At 39.5% G+C, this 24,458-nt stretch carries 18 protein-coding genes; 1 reads left to right on the top strand and 17 read right to left on the bottom strand.

Annotated features, from left to right (window positions below):
* Positions 1-290: 290 nt before the first annotated feature.
* Entirely contained in the window at positions 291-1,256 is a 966-nt protein-coding gene (locus tag MTF67_RS05840; protein WP_235420611.1) for a GGDEF domain-containing protein, read from the top strand.
* 125 nt (positions 1,257-1,381) lie between these two features.
* On the opposite strand, the gene asd is transcribed toward MTF67_RS05840, so the two are convergent.
* The 17 genes from asd to MTF67_RS05755 all read right to left on the bottom strand — a co-directional run bounded on the left by asd (position 1,382) and on the right by MTF67_RS05755 (position 24,405).
* A complete protein-coding gene (gene asd, locus MTF67_RS05835) occupies positions 1,382-2,521 on the bottom strand; it encodes an aspartate-semialdehyde dehydrogenase (RefSeq protein WP_039037362.1) in 1,140 nt (379 codons plus the stop codon).
* Between the two features lie 203 nt (positions 2,522-2,724).
* A complete protein-coding gene (locus tag MTF67_RS05830) occupies positions 2,725-5,424 on the bottom strand; it encodes a TonB-dependent receptor (protein WP_248518967.1) in 2,700 nt (899 codons plus the stop codon).
* 63 nt (positions 5,425-5,487) lie between these two features.
* Complete coding sequence (locus MTF67_RS05825; RefSeq protein WP_248518966.1) at positions 5,488-9,576, bottom strand: hypothetical protein; 4,089 nt, start codon at positions 9,574-9,576, stop codon at positions 5,488-5,490.
* Positions 9,577-9,883: 307 nt separating this feature from the next.
* Positions 9,884-11,212 (bottom strand): CDC27 family protein, encoded by a 1,329-nt coding sequence (locus tag MTF67_RS05820; RefSeq protein WP_248518965.1) that lies wholly within the window; start codon positions 11,210-11,212, stop codon positions 9,884-9,886.
* A gap of 30 nt (positions 11,213-11,242) precedes the next feature.
* Positions 11,243-11,848 carry an energy transducer TonB gene (locus tag MTF67_RS05815; RefSeq protein WP_006793482.1) on the bottom strand — a complete coding sequence of 202 codons (606 nt, stop codon included), beginning with the start codon at positions 11,846-11,848 and terminating at the stop codon, positions 11,243-11,245.
* A 9-nt stretch (positions 11,849-11,857) separates the two neighbouring features.
* Positions 11,858-12,268 (bottom strand): biopolymer transporter ExbD, encoded by a 411-nt coding sequence (locus MTF67_RS05810; RefSeq protein WP_006793481.1) that lies wholly within the window; start codon positions 12,266-12,268, stop codon positions 11,858-11,860.
* 50 nt (positions 12,269-12,318) lie between these two features.
* Positions 12,319-12,846 carry a MotA/TolQ/ExbB proton channel family protein gene (locus MTF67_RS05805; RefSeq protein ID WP_006793480.1) on the bottom strand — a complete coding sequence of 176 codons (528 nt, stop codon included), beginning with the start codon at positions 12,844-12,846 and terminating at the stop codon, positions 12,319-12,321.
* A 3-nt stretch (positions 12,847-12,849) separates the two neighbouring features.
* Entirely contained in the window at positions 12,850-14,217 is a 1,368-nt protein-coding gene (locus MTF67_RS05800; protein ID WP_006793479.1) for a MotA/TolQ/ExbB proton channel family protein, read from the bottom strand.
* A gap of 10 nt (positions 14,218-14,227) precedes the next feature.
* Positions 14,228-14,980 (bottom strand): DUF3450 domain-containing protein, encoded by a 753-nt coding sequence (locus tag MTF67_RS05795; RefSeq protein ID WP_006793478.1) that lies wholly within the window; start codon positions 14,978-14,980, stop codon positions 14,228-14,230.
* Positions 14,981-15,191: 211 nt separating this feature from the next.
* Positions 15,192-15,806: a DsbA family protein gene (locus MTF67_RS05790; RefSeq protein ID WP_248518964.1), complete on the bottom strand. Its 615-nt coding sequence runs from the start codon at positions 15,804-15,806 to the stop codon at positions 15,192-15,194.
* A gap of 8 nt (positions 15,807-15,814) precedes the next feature.
* The gene (locus MTF67_RS05785; RefSeq protein WP_248518963.1) at positions 15,815-16,903 is read right to left on the bottom strand and encodes a GGDEF domain-containing protein; all 1,089 of its coding nucleotides are present in this window, start codon (positions 16,901-16,903) and stop codon (positions 15,815-15,817) included.
* 2 nt (positions 16,904-16,905) lie between these two features.
* Positions 16,906-18,795: a methyl-accepting chemotaxis protein gene (locus MTF67_RS05780; RefSeq protein WP_248518962.1), complete on the bottom strand. Its 1,890-nt coding sequence runs from the start codon at positions 18,793-18,795 to the stop codon at positions 16,906-16,908.
* A 252-nt stretch (positions 18,796-19,047) separates the two neighbouring features.
* On the bottom strand, positions 19,048-20,298 hold the full coding sequence (locus MTF67_RS05775; protein WP_248518961.1) for a sugar MFS transporter: 1,251 nt from the start codon (positions 20,296-20,298) through the stop codon (positions 19,048-19,050).
* A 98-nt stretch (positions 20,299-20,396) separates the two neighbouring features.
* On the bottom strand, positions 20,397-21,290 hold the full coding sequence (locus MTF67_RS05770) for a transporter substrate-binding domain-containing protein (protein WP_248518960.1): 894 nt from the start codon (positions 21,288-21,290) through the stop codon (positions 20,397-20,399).
* Positions 21,291-21,447: 157 nt separating this feature from the next.
* Entirely contained in the window at positions 21,448-21,966 is a 519-nt protein-coding gene (locus MTF67_RS05765; protein WP_248518959.1) for an RNA methyltransferase, read from the bottom strand.
* Positions 21,966-22,478, bottom strand: a complete 513-nt coding sequence (locus MTF67_RS05760) for a YcgN family cysteine cluster protein (RefSeq protein WP_006793470.1) — start codon at positions 22,476-22,478, stop codon at positions 21,966-21,968. The genes MTF67_RS05765 and MTF67_RS05760 overlap by 1 nt, the downstream gene beginning before the upstream one ends.
* Positions 22,479-22,575: 97 nt before the next feature.
* Positions 22,576-24,405, bottom strand: coding sequence for a DUF885 domain-containing protein (locus MTF67_RS05755; protein ID WP_248518958.1), 1,830 nt, complete (start codon positions 24,403-24,405; stop codon positions 22,576-22,578).
* Positions 24,406-24,458 lie beyond the last annotated feature (53 nt).

The following is a 24,458-nucleotide window of genomic DNA, read 5'->3' as shown; positions in this document are numbered from 1 at the left end:
TTTTCTAATGGAACGTGTTAAATACATGGAGTTATTAGAATTATGAGGAAACCTCTACTACATTAAAAAGTAACTCAAACAAAAACAAATATTCTATGAGCCCAATCTTCTTTATTTTAATTACTCTTTTGCTTACCAGTATTATTTGGTCCGTTATATTTTTGATGGCATGGTATACATTAGGTAAAAAATCATATGCTTTATTTTGGGCTGGCGCGTTTATATGCTCGGCATGTCAATGGAGTACAATATTATTACGACCCTACTTTGAGTCAGAGGTTACTTATTGGATGTTAGCTATAAGCTTATCTATGGGGTCTGTTTTACTAGGAACTTGGGGGCATTGTATACGTACACGCTGTCCGATAAGTATTCGCTTTTTAGTCGCATTAGCCATTATAACATTTGCTGCTGTTTACTACTTTAAAGCAGTCGATCTACATGTTGGACTATCTATGTCGTTGTACTTATATTACGATATAATGCTGCTGTTTATAAGTGCCATTGTTATAATAAAACATAAACCGCAATCCCTTCCGGCTGAAATTGGCGCAGCTGTTACCTATACCGTATGTGGTTTACTTTTATTTGTTGCAGCCACAACAGCGCTTATGCAAGGCAGCCAAGTAAATCAAACTTACCTAGATTTATACACACTCATAAATTTTATTACCGTCCCTACTGCACATGTTGGTATGGCGGTATTTATTATTTTTATAATGGCGTCAGACTTAGCCCAAGAAATGCAAAAACTCGCCACCACCGATATGCTAACTAAATGTATAAACAGACGTGGATTTTATGAAATTGGCGAACAAAAACTACAAACTCACTTAAACTGCCTACAACACGTTTCGCTAATATATTGGGATATAGACTCGTTTAAGAACATAAATGATGAATACGGACATGCTGGTGGTGATGAAGTGCTTATCCAAGCTACTAAACGCATAAGAGCCTGTTTAAATAAAGACGATATATTTGCTCGTATAGGCGGAGAAGAATTTGTAATACTCATAGCCAGAGATTCAGAACAAAAAACACAGCAATTTGCCGAAACACTACGTACACAACTTTGCAGTAGGCCTATTGAATATAATACACAACAAATAGAAGTAACGGCTAGCTTTGGGGTAGTTATTATAAAAAGTGCAAACACACTTATAGATAAAGCAATAGACCTAGCTGATAAAGCCCTTTACGTAGCAAAACACGAAGGTAAGAATAAAGTCGCTTATGCAACACCTATTAACTAAAATGGGTTAACAGTAAGCTAACCCATTTTACTAACTTCCTTAATTAGGTGTTAGCGCAAATATATTTTAGTTCTGAACAGCGTCTAAAAATAAAGATTGCTTTAATACACTGGCATGAATTAAATTTATTCACCGTCTACAATAATGCGAAGCATACGACGAAGTGGCTCTGCTGCACCCCATAAAAGCTGATCGCCCACTGTGAAAGCACTAATATATTTAGGCCCCATTGCAAGCTTACGAATACGCCCAACAGGGATGCTTAATGTGCCCGTTACTTTAACCGGTGTTAAGTCAGTCGCTGTAATGTCACGCTCGTTAGGAATAACTTTAACCCACTCGTTGTGCGATGCTAATATTTCTTCTATTTTCTCTACGCTTATGTCTTCGCGTAATTTAATAGTCATTGCTTGGCTATGACAACGCATTGCGCCAATACGAACACATAAACCATCAATAGGTACAGGCTGCTGGGTAGAGCCTAAAATTTTGTTAGCTTCAACTTGTGCTTTCCATTCTTCCTTTGATTGTCCACTTGGCATAGGCACGTCAATCCATGGGATCAAGCTACCTGCTAATGGCACGCCAAATTGATCTTGTGGTAAATCGCTTGAAGCCATTTTTTCACTGACTATTTTATCAATTTCTAAAATAGCTGAACTTGGGTTATCGAGTTGCTGAGCAACACTTGAATGAATAGCGCCCATTTGTGAAATCAGCTCTTTCATATTGCGTGCACCCGCACCCGAGGCTGCTTGGTAAGTCATAGGGCTTACCCATTCAATAAGGTCTTTCTCAAACAAACCACCTAAAGCTAGGAGCATTAACGACACAGTACAGTTACCGCCAACAAAGGTTTTAACGCCTTGCTCTAAACCTTGAGTAATGACATCTTTATTTACAGGGTCAAGCACAATAATGCTGTCATCACTCATACGAAGTGCAGAAGCAGCATCAATCCAGTAACCATCCCACCCCGATTCACGAAGCTTTGGGTAAACCGCTTTGGTGTAATCGCCCCCTTGACACGTAACAATAATATCCATTTTTGCAAGTTCAGATACATCGCTTGCATCAAGTAGCGGTTTAGCATCACCCGCTAAATCAGGACCAAGTTGTCCGGCTTGTGAGGTAGTAAAAAAAGTGGTGTCTATATTGGCAAAATCATTTTGCTTTTCCATACGCTCTAATAACACAGAGCCAACCATGCCACGCCAACCGACTAAACCTACTTTTTTCATTGTTTTATCCACTGTTTTGTTCATAAAAGATGCCTTAATACATTAAAAATTAAATTCATTGCGTGAGATTCAATTTTCAAGTTAACAAACTAACACTGCTAGACGGCTAAAACTAGTTAATAAAACAGAACTTAAAAATTTTTCATGCGTAATTAAGGTATAAAAAAAGCCCTGTATTTAATACAGGGCTTATAGCGTGAATGTACAAGGCTTAACGCAAGCTAAAACTAAAATTCATAACTATAGCTTAAGCTAAACTCGGTGCCTGTTTCTTGGCCCCAAAGGGTTAACCCTTCTTGCTCTATTTGTTTTTCTTGGCCTAGAATATTCTTCACTTTAAAATTAACTTTAGAATTAAAGTTAGGAAAGTAAGAATAAACTAAATCAAGTGAGTGAAATGACTTTTCTTCAGCATCTTCATTTCCACGCGTACCTGGTACGATAATTCGCGGCCCAAACACATTGTAAATAACCGATGTTGAATGAAAACCGTCATCTGAATCGTAACCCATTTGTAAGTTAGCAACCCATTCAGAGTGGCCTACTAAACGGCGTTTGTTGTTAGTAACAATATTTGAAACGGTATCGGCTTCGAGTGCTTCTTTAAGTTGCGTTTCAAATAATGAATCAACATTATCTGAGTCATTTATACCTAAATTGACGCTCGAATCAGATAGCGTTACGTTACCCGACAAAAATGCAGAGGACCAATCTTTATTAATAAAACCAAAGTCAGTTAAAAAATCTACCTCAATACCTGATAGCTTACCCGACTGCGCATTAGCCGTAAGTAATTGCGGAGACGCACCACCTACACCTGCAAGTTCTACCATTTCAATTGGGTTTTCTATGTCCTTGTAAAACAATGCAACTGACAGGTTATTCCCTGTTGGCATGTACCACTCAAACCTAAAATCAATATTCGTTAGCTCAGAGCTTTGCAAGCTAGGCGAACCACGAACCAAAAACTCAGTTAGCGGATCAACAAAAAACGAGGTACTTACATCACGTAAGTCTGGGCGAATGGTGGTTTCGCTCACGTTTAAACGAAACTGCATTTCTTCATCCATGATGTACGTAACAGCAAGTGATGGAAAAAAAGTATCTTCGTTAATGACAACGTCTTGAATTTCTTCAAGCGTGTTTTCGAATAAGTTTGAATGTGCCTGATAACCAATTGATACTTGTTTGAAATCTTCCCAGCGAACACCGCCAGTAATACGCCATGTATTTTCAAAAAAGTAGTCAGCCATAAAGTAATAAGCATCTAACTTATGCGCTGCACTGTATTTGTCACCGTCAGTTGTACCATCATCAAAAATACCTGAACCCGTAGCACTTGTGTAAAACGCGTCGTTTGATGTGTTTGCATCAGCAAAAATATCGCTAATGTTATTACCAAACGTAAACTCATCGCTTATACCACGGTGCGTTATGCCAAATTTAACATTGCTTGCATCACGTTTTTTTTCTGAAAAGTCACCGCCAATTTTAAGTTCGAGCTCGTAGCCGTCCCCATAAAAAGGTAACCCCATGTTCCAACCAAATGTTTCTACGTCATCGTGAAGTACCTGGTATTCACGCGTAATATTAGTTGCTGCAACATCTTGAAGCTGCTCTGACTCAAATACACCGTCGTTATAGTTTTGTTGAAAAACAACATCTAAACCGCCTGGTGCGTTGCGGTTAGCTCTACTTAAGCCACCATACCAATCAAAAAATAAATTATTTAGCTCTGGAAAGTTATGCGTGCCTTTAAGCTGAGAAGAAAACATTTCACGTTCTTCGTAGCTAATATCAACACGGCGAAGCTCAGTAACACCCTCTTCGGTTTCATTGGCATCGTAATAGTTACGATTACGAACCCGATCGCTCATGTCGTGTAACGCAATGTTAGTCAGCTCAAATCGATGGTTTGAGTTAAACTCATAGCCAAGGTTTAACGTTCCGCTCCAGCGAACATTTTGTTTAGTCGATGTACCATCGTAATATTGTGCAAAACATTTGTTCTCACAACCCAAACTACCTAGGCTTGAACCACTTTGTTCTTGAACAACTTCCCATTCGTTGTCATAAGAAACAGCCGCAAGCATGCCAAAGGTGCCTATTTCGCTTTCTAGTCTGTCGCCCACAGCAACAGAAAAGCTCATAGCTGGGTCAACATCTTCCTTGCTAATGCCTACATTCCAATCAAGCGATTGAATAAGGTTTTTACGCTCTTCAAGCGTAGAATTAATATTGCCTTCAAGGCCTGCGTCGCTGGTAAGTGCTGTAGTAAATACATTAGATAGCGCACGTGTGCCATCATCACGGCCCATCCAATCATCATCACCGCCTTCGTAAAAGTAGCCAGAATCACTATTTGACGTGTTATACGATGAGCCTACTTGTACTTTAAATAAAAAGTCAGACGGAATAGACTTGGTACGAATGTTTACATTACCACCACCAAAATGCGCAGGCATATCTGGTGAAAATGATTTTTGTACACTTAAGCTTTCGATTATTTCAGATGGAAATAAATCGAGTGGCACAACCGAGCGAGTAGGATCGGGGCTTGGTACATACATGCTATTTAATTGTGTACTTGAGTAACGCTCACCTAAACCACGCACATATATAAATTTACCGTCAACTAAGGTTAAGCCTGTTACACGGCGAAGAGCCGATGCAGCATCACCATCGCCGGTGCGTGAAATTTGGTCGGCACCCATAATATCAGCAACAAACGCCTGATTTTGGCGTTCTTGCAGTACTGCACCTGCGCTCCCTTTGAGTCGTTGCCCTACTGCAACCACTTCTTCTATTTCTTGCTCTTGAATGTCGGCTTCTGCAGAAGCAGTATTTACCGACCAACCAAATAGTGCAGCCAAAACGGCGCAATTTAATGTTGATAAGGCAAGTTTAGAGGGTTTATAAGAATTCATTTTTATACTCCGAAACAAAACAAGACATTAGCCGGGCTTTCGCCCGGCCTAAAGCGTTTAAGGTTAAAGACCTACTTTTACCCAACCCGCTGTCCAGTCTGTTTGTGCATCCATTGCACCAATGTAATCTACTGTATCAAAGTAGCTATCTAGGCTAGAAGAATCAAAACCTGCATCGAGTAGTAATGATTCACTTGAAGGCATGTAACCGTTACTCGCTAGTGCAAGGCTTGCAGCTGTTTGCACTGAGTTACCAGCTTGACCTAAGAACCAAGACTCAACATTGCCATCACCAATTGCTTGAGTACCAAAGTTGTTAGCTGTTTCACACGCAACCACTGAGTGAGTGATAGTAAGTGAACCGTCTTCGGCACGTGGTGCTGAATCAGAACCTACACGTAAACAGTTTGCGTAATCTGCGCCACCGGTTACCACTACGTTTTTAAGTATGCCCGCAGTACCTGCACGTAAGCGAATACCGTTTACGCCTGCGTCACCAATAATGGTTACATTAGAGATAGTAGGCATAGTAAGCGGTGATGCATCTGAATCAAATTCAGAGTTATCAGCTTCAATCGCGTTATCGCCCTCAGAGCCTGATTGTTTGATAAGTACGTATTGCGCTTTACCCGTCCAACCAAATGACCAATCTAAAGAGTCGTCACCAATATTTGTAAGCACTAAGTGGCTGATGTTTGCTGTGCCACCGAAGAACTCTACGCCGTCATCTAGGTTTTCATGAACGTGGATGTAATCTAGCTCTGTTTGGCTACCTACACCAGCAAGTGATATACCGTTAAGTTCATCACCATTACCTAGCGTTTTTCCCGCTTGTTTTACAGCAACATACTTTAACGTACCTGAGTTATCTTCTGGGTCATTACCACCAAATTGGCCAGCATCACCTTCAGCAGATACACCACAGTTTGCAAGTTCATCAGCTGTTGCTTCACCTTCTTGGTCGCCACATGAGTTAGCCGGTGCATTACCTAATAATACTAAGCCGCCCCATTGGCCAATCGTTGTTTCGCCACCCGTTACATCTTGAATAGATGTCATGGTGATAGGCTGAGTTGCTGTGCCTACGGCCTCAATTTTTGAACCACGACGAACAACTAAAAAGTCATCACCCGATTCACCAATTAATGTTGTGCCAAACTGAACATACAATGTTGTGTTATCTGCGCGGTCATTACCAACAGCTGTACGCCCTTTTAAGATCCAATGTGCATCATTTGTTAGTGTTACATCAGCTGTGAATACCACATCTGAATTTAACTGATAAACAGGCTTATCGGTAATAGCTGGGAAACTTGCAGACACATCTGTTGCTAGCCCTTGCTCTAAAGCGTTTTGGATATCTGTTGGGAAGCTAGGTTTAATAGCAACGGTCCAGCCTTCCATCCAGTTATTATCACCATCAAACGCACCAATGTAATCGGTTTTAGTGAAGAACGAATCAAGGCCAGAGGTATCAACACCTGCACCAAGTAAAGGTGAACTCGACTTAGGTGTATATCCATCAGTTGCTAAGCTTAGGTTTGCAGCCGTGAGTGTTTGGTTACCTGTTTGGCCTTCAAACCACGATTGAACGTTACCACCAGCAATTGCTTCGCTACCGAAGTTATTATCTTCATTACAGGCTACTACTGAGTTTTCAATAGAAAGCTCACCCGATTCTGCATTAGCTACCGAGTCAGAACCTACACGTAAACAGTTTGAATACCCATCTGGGCCAGTGATAACAACATTACGAAGCACACCCGCTGTACCTGCACGTAAACGAACACCGTTAGTACCATCTGCACCTACAATTGTTACGTTAGAAATAAGTGGCTTAGTCAATGGCGTTGCATTTGAATCAAATTCAGAGTTATCAGCTTCAATGGCATTATCGCCTTCAACAGCACTTTGTTGAATATAGATATTTTGTGCACGACCTGTCCAACCAAACGACCAGTCAAATGCGTCATCGCCAATATCAGTCAGTACAATGTTACGTACGTTTACTGTACCACCAAAAAACTCTACACCGTCGTCTAGGTTTTGATGAACCTGGATATATTCAACCTTAGTTTGTGAACCTACACCAGCAAACGAAATACCGTTTAGCTCATCGCCATTACCCAGTGTTTTACCAGCATGTTTTACAACAATGTAACGAAGAACACCTGAGTTATCATCGCTGATATCACCACCAAACTGACCTGCATCACCTTCTGCCGATACACCACAGTTAGCGAGTTCTTCTGGAGTAGTCTCACCTTGTTGGTCGCCACAAGAGTTAGCAGGAGCATTACCAAGTAACACTAAACCACCCCATTGGCCAATATTTGTTTCGCCACCCGTTACATCTTGAATAGATGTCATAGTGATAGGTGCTGTTGCATTACCATTAGCGTTGATTTGTGAACCACGGCGAACAACTAAGAAATCGTCACCAGTTTCACCAATAAGCGTAGTGCCCGCTTGAACGTAAAGTGTAGTTGCATCAGCGCGATCGTTACCTACCGCAGTACGGCCATTTAAAATCCAATGCGCATCGTTTGTAAGCGTTACATCGGCTGTAAATGTTGTATCTTGTGTTAAACGGTAAACAGGCTTATCGGTAATTTGTGGAAATTCACTTGATACATTGGTCGCTAAACCCTGCTCCAACGCATTTGAAATATCTGTTGGGAAGCCACCATTAATACCTACTGTCCAACCTTCCATCCAGTTAGTTGTACCATTAAATGCACCAACTTGCCCATTGGCAATAAGCGGTGAACCCGGCAGTGGTGTGTAACCATTATCATCAAGCATTAAATCTGCTGGAGTTAGCGTTTGGTTGCCGTCTTGAGCTTCAAACCACGATTTAACATCGCCGCCATTAATCGCTTCACTACCAAAGTTGTTAGCTGTTGTTTGACATGCAACAACTGAATTAGTAATAGTTAATGTACCATCTTCTGCGCGTGGTACAGAGTCTGAACCCACACGTAAACAATTTTCATAAGTAGCTGGACCCGTTACGAATACATTACTTAATGCGCCCGCAGTACCTGCACGTAAACGAATACCGTTGTTACCTTCAGCACCTACAATTGTTACGTTTGAAACAGTTGGCATTGTAAGTGGTGTTGCACTTGAATCAAACTCAGAGTTATCAGCTTCAATCGCATTATCGCCCACGTTTGCAGCTTGTTGAATGTATACGTTAGTTGCAGAGCCTGTCCAACCGAACGACCAATCAAGTGAATCATCACCAATGCTGGTTAATACAACATTGCTTACATCAACTGTACCACCGAAAAACTCGATACCGTCATCAAGGTTTTCGTGTACTTGAATGTAATCAACAGTTGTTGCAGAACCCACACCGGCAAACGAAATACCGTTTAGCTCATCGCCATTACCCAGAGTTTTACCTGCTTGCTTAACGATTAAGTACTTTAATGTACCTGAGTTATCATCTGCAACATCGCCACCAAACTGGCCTGCGTCACCTTCAGCAGATACACCACAGTTAGCTAGCTCGTCGGCTGTTGCTTCACCTTGTTGATCGCCACATGAGTTAGCAGGTGCATTACCTAGTAATACTAAACCACCCCATTGACCAATGGCTGTTTCACCACCCGTTACATCTTGAATAGAGGTCATAGTAATTGGCTGGCTTACTGTACCAACCGACTCAAGCTGTGAACCACGACGAACAACTAAAAAGTCATCGCCAGATTCACCAATAATTGTTGTGCCTTGTTGAATATAAAGCTTTGCGTTATCTGCACGGTCATTACCTACTGCTGTACGACCATTTACAATCCAATGCGCGTCGTTTGTAAGTGTTGCATCGGTAGTGAACGTTGTATCTGCTGTTAAGCGATACACTGGCTTATCAGTAATTTCCGGAAATTCGCTTGATACGTCTGTGGCTAAGCCTTGAACAAATGCGTTATCAATAGTAGTAGGGAAACCAGTTGTGCCGTTTTGTGAATCATCACGAGATGACGTTTCACCGCCTGTGTCTGAGCCGCCTTCAACAACGTTTGTTATTGTATCGCCTTCGTTAATTGTTGTGTCGCCTTCAGATACTACTAAGTCACCACCACAACCCGCTAAAGATACTGCAGTTGCAATCAAACTAACTTTGAATAAGTCAGATAATTTCATTGTTCACTCCGTTAAAGTATTTAATTATTTTGTTAGCGCTTTATAAAAACTCAAGTCACTTTAAAGCACTTAATAATGCGTTAAGGTCACTTGAGTTATCAGCAGGGCTTACCTTACGGGAGCTATATGACACTGGAGTTACACTTTAATAAACATAACATGACAAAACTATGCTGTTAAAATTCAACAACTTAATTGCTAAAGCAATAAAAAAGCCGACTCAATTATTATTGAGCCGGCTTGCGTAGTGCGATTATGAAATTGATATTACAAGCACCAACGAAGTAGTGACTTGTTGGTTTAAAATTTAAAGCAAAGCGGTTCTTAACGTTTCAGCATGTACTTTTTCACGTTTAACATACTTAATCCATTGCTTAGCCAAACGCTGTGATTTTTTGTGTTTTTCAGCTTGTTCAAACGCTAAAATAGACGCATCGAAATTTTGCAAATTGTACTGCGCCATACCCAGTGCAACAAAGGCATTTGACTCAAAATCAAGTCCGCCTTTATCAAGCGCTTTACGCGCTGAATCGGCAGCATCTTCATAGTGCTCTGTATTAACATACACCTCAGCTAAACGCTGATCGTATTGCCCATGATCTGATAAATCGGCAGCTTTAACAAAATACTCTATCGATTTTTCATCTTCTTTTGCTTGGATCATCGCCTCGGCTACAAACGCATAGTTTTTAGCTGTTTGTTCGGCAATGCCATTATCTATTGCTTTACTCATAACTTCTGCCGCTTTAAAAGCAAGTCCATTGTATAAGTAAACTTGAGCAAGTTGGCGTAAGTCGGCTCTTGATGTTAAAAACCCTTGCTGATAGGCAGCTTCAATAACAGCTAATTGCTTTTTCTCTTGCCCTGTTTCACCATACATACCCGAAAGCTGTACCCAGTATTCTGGTTTATCATAAAGCTTAACCATGCGTTCAAGCACTTCAACCACTTTGTTAGTTTGATTTAGTGAATAAAACATAGCGCGCTGTAATACAAGCCAGTTTTCTTTTGGGGTTTTACCTTCGTCATCACTTAATGAAATAACTTTAGTGATGTAGTCTAGGCCTTGCTTATAGTCTTTTAACTGGTAATACGTTTGTGCACGAAGTAAGTAATACCCTTCAGGTATTGGTTGAGTGTTAATCTCATCCCAGTTATCCAAAAAGGCAATGACTTTATCGTAATCACTGTTTGCCATTGCAAGCTGCGCTAAACTAAAAGTGGTGCTTAAACGCAATGTTTCAGGGATCCCTTCTTCTGCCACAACGCGTTCAAATGAAGCTATCGCTTTTGGTAAGTCATTTTGATTGTAGTAAATGAACCCGTAAAAATTATGCATCATGGCTATTTCGTACGAATTCATACTTGAAGAACGTTCATTAATGCTATCGAGCGCTTCAAGTCCGGCTTTTACATCGCCATCGTCTGCCAATTTTTGTGCGCGAGCCAGTTGGCTGTATACTTTTTCACGAAGCGCAGGAACGCGTTTTGTTTTTTGCTCCTGCGCCGCTTGAGCACTTACGATTGATACGCCAGGTAACAACGTTAGTGCACTGGGTGTAACAATACTGAACCCTATCGCAGTGGTACAAAGTAGTGTTACTTTTAAAAGTTTAGTTTTGGTTAATAATTTCATAATCGCCTCACGGTCTTTTCTAGTTAGCTACTATCCGCCAATTTGAAAAGATATTTTGTTCTGAACACCCGCTACTTCAACAGCTTCACCGTTGACAACACGCGGTTTATATTTAAATTTGAGAGCAGCGTCCATTGCAGCCCGATCAAATAACGACTCAGGCTCTGCTTTTAATACTTGCGGGTCGCGAACGGTACCTTGCTTTGTCACTGTAAATTCAACAATCACATACCCTTCAATACCGCGTGATAGCGCTCGACGCGGATAAACTGGTGCAACTTTTACAATGGGTAAATATTCGCCATCGCTCGTTTCCAGTGCTAATCCACCCGCCAGGTTCACCTCGGCATCAACATTAGCACCAAAGTCAAAGTTGTTAGCGTTGGCATTAGCATCACTACTTTGCATTTGTGGCGACTCCATTGGTGGTGGCGGCTCTTTTGGCGTAGGTGGCTTTTGTGGTTTACGCTCTTTCTTTTGAACACTTTCTTCTTTTTTCAAACGAACAAAATCAAGTACATTACCTTTAGCTGGTTCGCTCATTGCCCCTTCACCGCCGGTTATAAGTGCTTGCATGCCCAAAAACAGCATAAACGTGACTACACCGGCAACAATTAATGCTACTAAATAACGCATTACTTACCCTTACGCTTCTTGAGCCGCAATTGAAACATCAAACACACCTGCAGCGCGTGCGGCATCCATTACTTTAATTAACGTATCGGTGGTTGCTTTTTTATCGGCTTGAATTACAACGCTACCTTGTGGGTTTTCAGCTTTTAAGCGTTCAATATTCGCCTGCACTGCGCGAACATCTATTTGGCGTTTGTTAATCCAAATTTCACCCTTATCTGAAATAGCAACTAAGATATTGGCTCTTTCTTTTTTAACCGCCGTTGCGGCTTCTGGCCGGTTTACGTCAATGCCTGCTTCTTTAACAAATGAAGCTGTTACAATAAAGAAGATAAGCATAATAAATACAACATCTAGCATGGGTGTCATGTTTATTTCTTCAGCTTCATCTTCTTGCATTAAATTACCTAAAGGCGCTCTCATTTTTATTCTCCTGATATGAGCGGGTATGTTTAGCCGCTCATAAAACTTATTTAGTGATCTAGCAACATGCTATCTTCAAGTAGTTCTACTTCACGTTTGGCTTTACGTTGTAAGTACGTTGAGGCAAATACACCAGATAATGCCCCTACCATACCCGCCATTGTCGGGATTGTGGCTTTAGATACACCTGACGCCATTGAACGCGCACTCCCGGTGCCTGTTATAGCCATTACATCAAACACTTCAATCATGCCCGTTACTGTGCCAAGCAACCCAAGTAGTGGACACAAAGCCACCATGACATTGATAAGCGGAAGGTTTGCATTTAAACGCATACTTGCTCGCGAAATCATAGCTTGGCGTATTTGCTCAGCATTCCAACTATTGCGTTCGTTACGCGTTGACCATGTTCCTTTAATGCTATTTTTGTATCCGCGAAACCCGTTGAAAAAGTATATAAATCGCTCGAGTATCAATAACCACATCGCGAAGATTAACACCCCAATGACCAAGAGGACTTGGCCACCGGTGTCGAGAAAATCACGGATAGCATTGATTGAGTCAATCAATAGCACCATGGTTTATTCTCCCTTCTCGCTTCGCTCAGCAATAATACCTGCGCTTTGCTCTTGTAAAATAAGCAGTAAGCCTTTTGAACGCGTGTTTAGTAATGTGTATATAAACACTGTTGGGATTGCCACAACTAAGCCAAGTACGGTCGTAACTAGTGCCTGAGAAATACCACCAGCCATTAGTTTAGGGTCGCCAGTACCAAATAAGGTGATTGCTTGGAACGTGTTGATCATACCGGTAACTGTACCTAGCAAGCCAAGTAATGGGGCAACAACAGAGATGATTTTTATAAGCGTTAAGTTACGTGTGATTTTTGGCATTTCACGTAAAATTGCTTCACTTAATTTAAGCTCTAACGTGTCGTAAGCAACATGTGGGTAGTCGTCTTTTACTTTCATTACACGACCTAGCGGATTGTCGTCACGTGCTACTGAATCTTTTAATTGGCGACGAATTTTTCCACCAACAAGTAACAATGAAATAAAGCGCTCAATTGCAATTAATAAAGCAAGCAAACCAACACCTAAAATGACATAACCAACAGCACCACCTTGATGAACTTGCTCTGATGTATCTGGTGCTTGAACAAGTAAACCTAAAATAGAGCCTCCTGTTGGGTCTAATGCAAACTGTACAACACCACTTTTAGCATCTTGTAAGTCAGCAGCTGTAGCGGTATAACGAGACACTGGTTGGCGAGTAAGCGCGCTCAGCGTGTTTGTTCCTGGGTTATATTCTAAGTATTGACCCTGTGAAATTAAGTTAAAGGCACCAACACGAACAACTTCTTGCTCTGCTTTATTTCCACCTTCAACAATAACTGAAGTATTAAAGCGACTGACTTTACCTTGCTCAGTCATTTCACGTTGCAGCTCGTACCACACCTTTTCAATATCTTCTATTGAAGCAAGCTTAGACGTTGAACCCATTTTTTGAGCTAACTCGTCCATAAAGTCACTACGGCCCGGTAATTCTGCTGATACAACCGAAGTAGCAAACTTATTGCTAGAGTCCCCAGCGACTTGCTGTAATACCCCAAATAACTCTTTAAGTGATCCCATTCGCTTAGATAAGGTATCGGTTAAGTTTGCTAGTTTAACTTCGTTTTCTTCAAATTGTGTTTCAAGGCGCTCTGATTCAACAAGCATTTGGTTACGCTTTGCAGTTGTATCATTTAACATTTGAACTTGCTGGTTTTGGCGAGAAGTAAACTCCTGCTCTCGTTGTTTATTTTGCGCACTTTGAACGGTCTTGCCGTTTTCTAATGTTTTTAATAATGAATCAAGATCCATTGTTTCTGCCGCAGTGCTAACGCCTGCAAAACCGAGGCTTGTAACAAACAATGCCATTTTTGTCATTTGAGTAAACAATTTCATTTTTAACCTCTTATTCTGCTGCGTGTACTGGCAGAGTTAGCATATCTGGGGCAAGTTGCTTGCGCGCAATACGTAAACCTTTATTGATTTGACTAATTGTTGAATCTGGTAATGTTTCAAATGTTTTAGTCTCTGTGTTGTAGCTACCAGCGTGTTTACCATCACGTGTTAGGTAAATCAGCTCTAATCGGCCAATGCGTAAAAAGTCAACTTCACGCTCTTTACCGTTTACATCTAACAATGCGGTGTAAGCTTCAATTGTGCGCCCGTAATCTACCTCTACTTGGTAAGCTTCTAGCACACGACGAAATTTTTCACTCGAGGTGATATCAGCGCGGTCCATCATGGCTTTCAGTGATACTAAACGCTTAGCGCGCTCGTCTTGCAAAAAGGGAATGTCTAACGATACAAACTGCTCAAGACCTGTGATCATTCGCATCATAAGTGGTGTAATTTGGCGCTCAATAATAGAAACCTGATCCATTGATAGGTTAAGCGATTCCATTTCTTCAATTTGATTATTAAGCTGTTTATTTAACTGCGCGTTATAAACAGCTAAACCGTCAATCTCTTTATTGAGCGTTTTAAATTGCTGTAAACGTCCTTGCATTGAATCTGCAATCTTGTCTATTTTTGTTTGTGATTGCGCAGCTGATTTATTAATTTCGCTGCTTTTATCAATAACCTTATCTAAATCGTTAGCGTGTACTGCTGCACTTGCGGCAACAATACCAGCTAAGATTAATGGTTTAACGCCTTTCATCGCATACACCTTTACTCGTTAATTAGCGGATTTGCTAGGTTGTATTTCAAGCCAATAAATAGAGCTTTAGTGGCTTGAATAATTCAATGAAGGGAAGTTTATAGATAAAAGATGACAAGGATGTTGCGCAAAAAAGTCGCTTTTATGACAGCTGTCATAATTAGGACTTATAGCAGAATAAAGACGGTCGAGGCGTTAAAATTAACGCTGCCTAATCAATAATATTTAAAATTTGGCTGTAAGTACTTTGCCAATCAGTGTAATTAACGCCAATAGGATAGTAGCTGTTGTTATGAATAAGTACCAAGGAAGGAAAGCCATTAATAGGCAACGCATTAACAAATGCCAACTCGTCACTCAATTCATTATTTAATGATGAACTAACTAATTCATTTGCAAATCCCTCTTCATCTAGACCAATGCTTTTAGCGAGCGCTACCAAGGTGGCTTCATCAGAAGGGTTTTGCGCATTTAAATAGTAAGCATGTTGGATTGCTTCTATCATTTGCGCTTCTTTATTGGTTTTACGTGCGATCAGAGCTGCTCTACAAGCCGGGTAAGTAGAACGTCGAGGTTCGCAATTACGCCAAAAGTCATGATTAAACTGGGTACCTAACTGCTTTTGTATTTTGTGCCACGTATCTTCAAGCATTTCTTTCATTGCTTTTGGCATAGGCTGCTGACTATCGGCAGCTAAGCCGCCCACTTTATATTCAACAATAATTTTATGCTCAAGTTGTTCTTTTAATTTTAGCCACGTAGGTGCATAGCCCCAACACCAACTACACATTGGATCGTGTATATAAATTAACTTACTTTGAAACATAACAACTCCTACATAAAAGCTGAAACAACTTTATTTCGACCCGATTCCTTTGCTTTATAAAGGCATCGATCGGCTTGTTTTAAAGCATCATTGTAATCTGATAGTTTATTTACTTGTGCTACACCTATGCTACAGGTAAGTGCTACGTTTTTACTTTCAACATTCAAAAGTGTTGTATTGGCGACACTTTCTCTAAAGTTGTTAGCAATGTGCTCTGCAATTTGAATAGTCGCTTTTGGGAGAATAACCACAAACTCTTCACCACCATAACGCGCTTTTATTGAATCGCTACTGAAGTGTAACTCCAGCATTTTAGTAAATTCTATTAGGACAGTATCACCACTATCATGACCATAGTTATCATTGATAGATTTAAAGTGATCTAAGTCCAAAAGTAAAATTGAGAACGGTAAATAATTATCGGGATTATCGCTAACCAGCTTAAAAAAATGAGATGTCACAAAACGCCTATTGGCAGCCCCTGTTAGCTGATCGGTATACGCATCCTTTTTTTGTGCCAAAGTTATTTCAGCAATAGATTGATGGCTTTTATATCTAAAAAATTCACCAATCAACGAAAAAATAAACACCAAACTAAACGAAGCCATAAAACGTGATTTTTCTACAAAACCGTAATCGACCTGCCCAAAATTAGGGCCGTATAATAGCCCTAAACAGCAGACCAATAAAAACCCACTAAGCCATAACCCTAATTTAACACCGAGAGTAGCAAAGGTAACAACTGGATAAAACATGAGCCAATACAGCGCTGTGTTCTCTTTACCACCTGTGTAAATAAGCGCAATACACATAATAAAAATGATTAGCATGGTTATTAAAGACACAACCTCTAGCTTACCGGTTTTGAAGAAGTAAACAGTGCAGGCAATGATCGTCATATTAGCAACGAGCAAAGCCACACTTAAGATGGGCGAATACACATCATAATTAGATAGAAGTAAAAAACCCAATATAAGAATAGCAAAGGCTATCATTGTAAATAATGAAAGTGCTTGGCGTTGCCTGTCCGAATTGTAAACGCTATCTATGTTAATTAAATTGCGCCAATTTGACTTAGCTAATTTTTCCTCTTCCATATCTATACTTTAAACTTTTGGACCATTTGTTCTAAATCACCGAATTGTTGTCTCAGTTTTGTACATTCGTTCAGAGTATTATTTAGGTTGGTTTTACTTTGAATAGATAGTTCACTGATAGTTTGTATATCTGCATCTAATGATTTAACAACTTGATTTTGCTCTTCTGTAGCGTCTGCAACGGTATGATTGGCAGCACTTATTTGTTTTATATCTTCTATAACTTGCTGCATTAATTTTCCAACTGCATCAGCTTCTGACACGCTTTTTTCACTGCCTTGTAAACTTGTTTTCATTAACTCCACAGCCAAAGTTGACCCTTTTTGCAATTCTATGACTGTTTCTTCAATCTCTTGCGTTGATTCTTTGGTGCGATGAGCTAATTGTCGAACTTCATCTGCCACTACTGCAAAACCACGCCCTGCTTCACCTGCGCGAGCTGCTTCAATAGCTGCATTCAATGCAAGTAAGTTGGTTTGTTCACTCACGCCTTTAATCACTTCTAAAACATTACCAATGCTTTCTGTATGTTCATTTAAGCTATTAATAGTTTGTTGAGCTTGCACTATATTGGCAGATAGCTCATGGATCCCTGCTACATTAGTGCTTAATATTTCCTGGTTTTGTGTAGAGTGCTTATTCGCATCTTTTGCAAGTGTTGATGCGTCAGACGCACTATTGAATATATCTGATGTCATCCCTGTAAATTGATTAATTGCAGCTGCAACGCTATCAGTACGCATACTTTGATCGTCATACATAGCAAGTGAAGAATGTGTTTGTGATAACAGACTGGCTATTACGTCATCAAGAAGTATTGTTGTATCTTTAACTTGTTCGATTGATGATTGAATTTTTTCAATAAACACATTGAATGAATGGCTGAGTTCACCAAACTCATCGTCATTTTCTATCTCTAAACGACGTGTTAAATCACCTTCTCCCTGTGAAATATCTTTTATAGCGTCATTTAACCGATTCATTGGACGCATTAAATAACGAAGTAAAAATTGCATTAAAATTACAATTACGATTGTACCCACAATTAAGTAAATAAATGCCGTTTCACCAAAACTAGATACACTAGCAAATGCTTTTTGTTGATCAATAACAACCCCTAAATACCAATTAACATTTTCAATACCACGTATTTTATTAAACGAAACTAATTTAGTTTCGCCAGCTATTTGATATTCAACAAACTCGCTACTAAGTAATGGTTTGGTGCCAAATAACTCAGCGATATTTTTTAGGTTAACATTGCTTTGTGGGTGACTTAATATTTGGCCGCTGTCATCGAGTAAAAAACCATAACCCAGCCCTAAAAAATCAATATTATTAATAATTTCTGTCACAGTTTGCATATCAATATCAGCACCAGCAACACCAACAAATCGGTCATTTTGGTTTATAGGCACAACAGCAGATATAGTTAACTCGTTAGTTGTTACATCAATATAGGGAGTAGTAAAGGCAGTATTGGTTTTGTTTTCGACTAGCTTATACCAAGGACGTGATGTTGCATCAAAATCTGGCGGTAAAACGATGCTTTGATCATTTAAAATAAAACTACCGTTAGATTGACCAATATAGGTGTTTTTAAAACTACCTGCTAACCCTGCTGTGTTTAATTGTAGTAATGTAAGCGTATTTGGATCTGATGGTTGGTGGGTTTTAGCAAACGCGCTAACAATGGCCAGCTTTGCATTTAACCAGCTAGCTATATTTTGAGAAACAGATTCTGAGTTTTGTTGCAACACGAGAGCAAGCTGATTTTGTGTTTGGTTTTTTAAGGTAAAGTAGTTATTTACAGTGAATAACCCTAATACCAAAACGAGTACAACAGACGCTGCTATTGTGACTTTTGTAGTAAATTTGAATGCCCCAAACATAAATGCCCTTTAATTTATTTTTAGCATTCTAGTTTTAGCAAATATTGTGAGCATTGTCTTAGCTATTTTCGGTTTTTCCGAAAATAGCAGCTAAAAACAATAAAAAAGGACTAGACAAACTTAATTACAAATTTTAAGTAATTAATTTTACATAAATAATGTTCAATAGATAACAAAATTTGGAATGTTCCAAACAAAAAGAAAATAATAATGACTGAATACGTATTCAGCCATTATTATTCAATACATTTTCTACCATTTTTTAGCTAAACGAACAGCATTTAAACCATACCAAGCTATAAATACATAACATACCATAGGCACGAAAAAGCTATCTTGAATATTTACGGTATCGGCAATATACCCTTGTAATAAAGGCACTAATGCACCACCTACAATCGCTAAACATAGCCAACCAGAGCCTTTACTTGTTAACGGGCCTAATTTTTCAATCGCAACAGAAAATATAGTTGGAAACATAATTGAATTAAACAACCCGATTGCCAATACTGAATACAAAGCGACATCACCTTGTGTAAAAATAGTGATTAATAACAACGCAATAACACTGATAGCATTAAAGGCAATTGCTTTAGAAGGCGCAATTTTTTGTAACAACGCAGAGCCTACAAAACGCCCAACCATTGCTCCGCCCCAATAATAACTAATAAGTGCCGCGGCAGCATGCTCTTCAAGCCCAGCAATGTGTGCTTCACCAAAGTAATTAACTAAAAAGCTACCTATAGCTACTTCACCGCCTACATAACAAAATATTGCTACAACCCCCATAGTAAGGTGAGGTGCTTGCATTAAAGAACGAGTTTCGGTGTCTGTGCTGTCTTCCTTATGGGCTTCAATTTCAGGTAACTTTATAAATGCAAACACAATGGCAATTAATAAAAGTGCTGCAGCCAACATTAAATAAGGCACTTTTACTGATTCTGCCGATGCAGCAGACGCAGCCAATGTACCAGCAGTACCGAAAAAGAGAATGCCTCCTACGTAAGGCCCTACTGTAGTACCCAAGGCATTAAGCGCTTGTGCTAAGTTTAATCGTGAAGAGGCGGTTTTATCAGGACCAAGAGCCGCAACGTATGGATTAGCTGATACTTGCAATACGGTTATACCAGCAGCAAGCACGAACAATGCGCCTAAAAACAACCAATACTCATGCACTACTACTGCAGGGTAAAAAAGCATACAACCAATCGAAGCAATAATAAGCCCCGTTAAAATACCTTTTTTATAGCCAAGCTGTTTAACTAAAATACCAGCGGGGATAGATACAATGAAATAGGCACCAAAAAAGCAAAACTGCACTAGCATTGCCTCAAAGTAGCTAAGATCAAATACGCCTTTTAATCGTGGAATCAATACATCATTTAATACTGTAATAAAACCCCATAAAAAAAACAGGGTTGTCATTGCCGTTAGGGGAAACAGGTAATTTTTGTTGTGCTGTTTATTAACGCCATAATCGTTATGTGTGTTCAGTGTGCTCATTTTTATTTTCACTCCATTAACAAGTTAAACTGATTCTACATTGTTAATAAGTTGTTTGGGCATAAGTTAATTAGAACGTTCCAAATCATCATGCATATTCAAACTGCACATTCTTCTGAAACAGTATTGATTAAACGCTCAGTTTCACCGCTATTAGAAAATATATATAAGGCTTGATTTATGTCATCTAGCACTCTAAGCCAGTTAGGTGTTAGCTTACTTATAGCAAAATACAATGAGTTATAATGTAGTGGTTTACCATCTTGCTCAACAGCATTAAGCAGTTTTATTTTTTCATTTTGGTTAAGCTCAGAAAACGTAACTGAATGGGTTAACACCGAAGGATCGCCTATAATAAGATCGACCCGCTTGGCAAAAAGTAATTGCATTAACTGCAAATCGTTTACCGCACTAATAACTTTAAACTCTTCATTATCCATCATGGCATCAAATTCAGGGGTGTTTTGATATCCTCTTACAACACCTATTGTTGAGCCTTTTAATGAGTTTAGATTACCTGTAAAAATACCAGGTGCGTTTTTTCGCTTTAGAAATACAATATTTCCACCTTGAAACGAATTTGAAATACCAAGCAGCTCTCTTCGCATTTTACTTTTAACATAGTCTGAAGGCGCAGTGTCTTCAATAAAGTACTCAGGCATTAAAATATCGGCTTTTCCAAGTTCCACATTACGCACAGCTCTTGCCCAAGGTAAAAATTCTAAATAAACGCTGTAACCCTGACTATTAAGAACAGCAACGGCAAAATGATAGACCCACCCTTTGTTACATAAGTCGTTACTTATATAAGGCGGCCAATCTAAAGTAACAATATGTAATGTGCGTTTACTATTTGGGGCGCTATATAAAAGCCCCGATTTATAACGCTGCCCTTCTACAGTTTTAAGGCTATTTTTATGAATGAAGGTTACGCTTTGACTCGCGAAACTAAAACAACTAATAAAGGACAACAAAAAGACTACAATGCGCATAATAAAGCTATCGTCAAACTAATAGTCAGTTAAGTGTAGGCGTTATTTACACTTTTGAAGGAGAAATAAATCTAGAGAATGAAAAATTGGTAGAACGTGAAATTGAATATAGACAGTGTCTAATGCCAACTAGCAGATTTAATTGGCATTACAAAAGTTATAAAGCAGGTTTAACCCATTTCATTTTATTATTGGTATCGCGCGAACTTATTATAGTGTCATCACTGCTTTTAACACCACCTAATTTAGAAAGCCTATCGTAAAGTACTACATTACAGGTTGCAGCTAAGTTCATGCACCCTATAGTAGGAATGTAAACTACTTCATCGCACCACTTTAGTACGTCTTTAGGAACAGAACCATCTTCTGGGCCCAAAACATAAAATGCATTTTCTGGGTGCTTAAATTTAGGGAGCGGTGTAGCCCCTTCAATTAACTCAACAACAACAACGGTTGCCCCTTCAGGTTTTACTTTTTCTAGGCTATCAGTAGAGGTTAATGGAATACGTTCAACCACATTTTTAGTATCGGTATGAAATTTTTGCGCATTAAGATAACGATTACCCGTAAAATAAACCTGCTTTGCGTCGTAACACCCAGCAGCTCGTAACACACCGCCAACGTTAGTAGGGCTCTTCGGGTTTATTAAACCAATACTCGCTTTTAACTTGCTCATTAATCGCAATCCTTTGTTGGCCACTCAGCAATGTATAAATCAAAATCATCTAATTTTACATTACTGTCTTTGACTGTTTTATCTTTTACTGAAATACCGAGATCATGCATAAGTGTTTTATCGCCGTTATTTAATAACGGGTGCCACGAAGCTAAACCACGCCCTTCATGCAGGCGGCGGTAACTGCAGCTCTGCGGCATAAAGAAAATATCTTTAAGGTTTTCTTTGGTTAGTTTTACGCAAGAAGGGACAAGTGTTTGGCGGTTTTCGTATTCGCTACACCCACAGGTATTATTATCTAAATACTGACATACAATATTTGTGAAAATGAGCTGTTCACCTTCACGTAGCTGATCTGTGGGGGAAAAATCGTCTTCGTCTTCACTATCTATAAACGTATTTAAACAACATTTACCACAGCCATCGCAAATAGCTTCCCATTCATTTTGGCTCATTTCGCTCAAGCTTTTTGTAAGCCAAAACTGTGTATTTGCTAACTGTTGATCAAACATAGTGTACTCGCGCCCTTTTTAGAGCGCGCATTCTAACGTATTGCACTAAATGGCGCAAAGCGAATACCTCAATTTGATAATCACTTTGCGCTATTCATTAACGCTGCGATTGCACCCAACGCTTTATTTTTTTCTCCAAAATAGGCATGGGTAATGCGCCATCTATTAATATTTGCGTATGAAACGCCTTAATATCAAATTGGGAACCTAGCTCTTTTTTACAATAATCGCGAAGTTCTTTAATTTTAAACTCCCCTAATTTGTACGAAAGTGCTTGCCCTGGCCACGCAATATAACGCTCAACCTCTGCCACTACATCGCTTTCAGCCATTGATGAATTAGCAAGCATGTATTGTATACCTTGCTCGCGCGTCCACCCTTTTGCATGAAAACCAGTATCGAGCACTAAACGCATTGCCCGTAATTGCTCGTCAGCCAAACGCCCATACCACATATAAGGATCGGTAAATAACCCAAGCTCTTTCCCTAAACTTTCTGCATACAGTGCCCACCCTTCAGCAAAAACCGTATACCCACCAAATTTACGAAAATCAGGTAAACCGTCTATTTCTTGTTGAAGAGCAATTTGAAAATGATGACCAGGTGCCGCTTCATGAATCGAGAGTGTTTCGAGTAAAAACTTAGGTTGTGCTTTTAAATTAAAAGTATTGATATAAAAAATACCCGGACGAGAACCATCTGGTGCTGGGGCTGCATAAGAAGCACCCGCCGCAGACTGAGCACGATAAGCCTCTACTGGTTTAACAATGTAAGGCGCTTTAGGAGCCACATCAAATAACTGCGGTACTTTGGCATCAATTTTTTTCTTCACATTTTCGTACGCTTCAATAAGCTCATCAGCGGTATTAAAGTAGAACTCATCTGAATCACGTAAGTGAGTAAAAAATGCAGGCAAATCGCCGTCAAAGCCAACGGTGTGTTTTACCTTTTTCATTTCGCTCAAAATACGCGATACTTCGCTTAAACCAATATTGTGAATTTCGTCAGCAGATAAGTTAAGCGTTGTGTTTTTCTTTATTTGGTATTCGTACCAAGCTTTACCATTAGTAAAATCACTGTAGCCTACTGACACACGACTACTAGGTATATAATCGTTAATTAAAAATGTGTGCATGCTTTGATAAGCCGGTACTAATTGCTTCATGATTAAATCGCGGTATTGCGCTGTTATTTCTTGTTTTTGCTCAACTGTAAACGAATTTGGTAAGTTTTTTATAGGTCCCCAAAACAGTGAATCTTCAGCCTTATTTACAACATGCGCACTAAATTGTAGGGCTAACTTTTTTGCAAGTGGCAAAGGTAAAACAATATTTTGTTTTATACCTTCAGCCATAGAAAGCTCAACACTTTTAAGCCATTTGATATAGCCATCACTACGTTTTAAAAAATTATCGTAATCCTGTACTGTTTTAAAAGGTTGTGCACTTTGCCCAGAGCCAAATCCAGCAAACACATTATGTGCTCCCGACATTTGATTAATAGGCAGAAAATAGCTTGGAAATTGCATCCCCTCGAGGTTAAGTGCAAGGTCACGTTTTAAAATCTCATAACTTAATAGCGCTTGCCCTGTTAACTGCTTTGAATCAATGTAAGCAAGGCGTTGTTGATACTTTTTATAAAAAGCCGCCTTTTTGTTACGATTTCTCGCTGAAATTTCAGGCGTGAACTGATCATTAAATTCATTTTTACCGCTATATGTTGCCCTGATTGGCGAAAATGCAAGCGACTCGTTGTAGTATTGATCAACAAGCACGTCTAATTGCTGCTCGGCCGATAATTCTGAAACCACAGCATTTATAGATGATGAAACGGGTTTACTATTATTTTGTTGAGACGTTGTGCTACTACACCCCATAAGCGCACCGATCACTGAAGAAGCGACCAGTGCTAATTTTAATAATTTCATATTAATCCTTATAAAAAACTCAGCTCGATTATGTGCTTTAAATTAAGCTAAAT

The sequence above is a fragment of the Pseudoalteromonas sp. 2CM32C genome, from assembly GCF_023161925.1.
Lineage (GTDB): Bacteria > Pseudomonadota > Gammaproteobacteria > Enterobacterales > Alteromonadaceae > Pseudoalteromonas > Pseudoalteromonas marina.
Note: the sequence above shows the minus strand (reverse complement) of the source record. Positions and strands in the feature narration are given on the sequence as shown.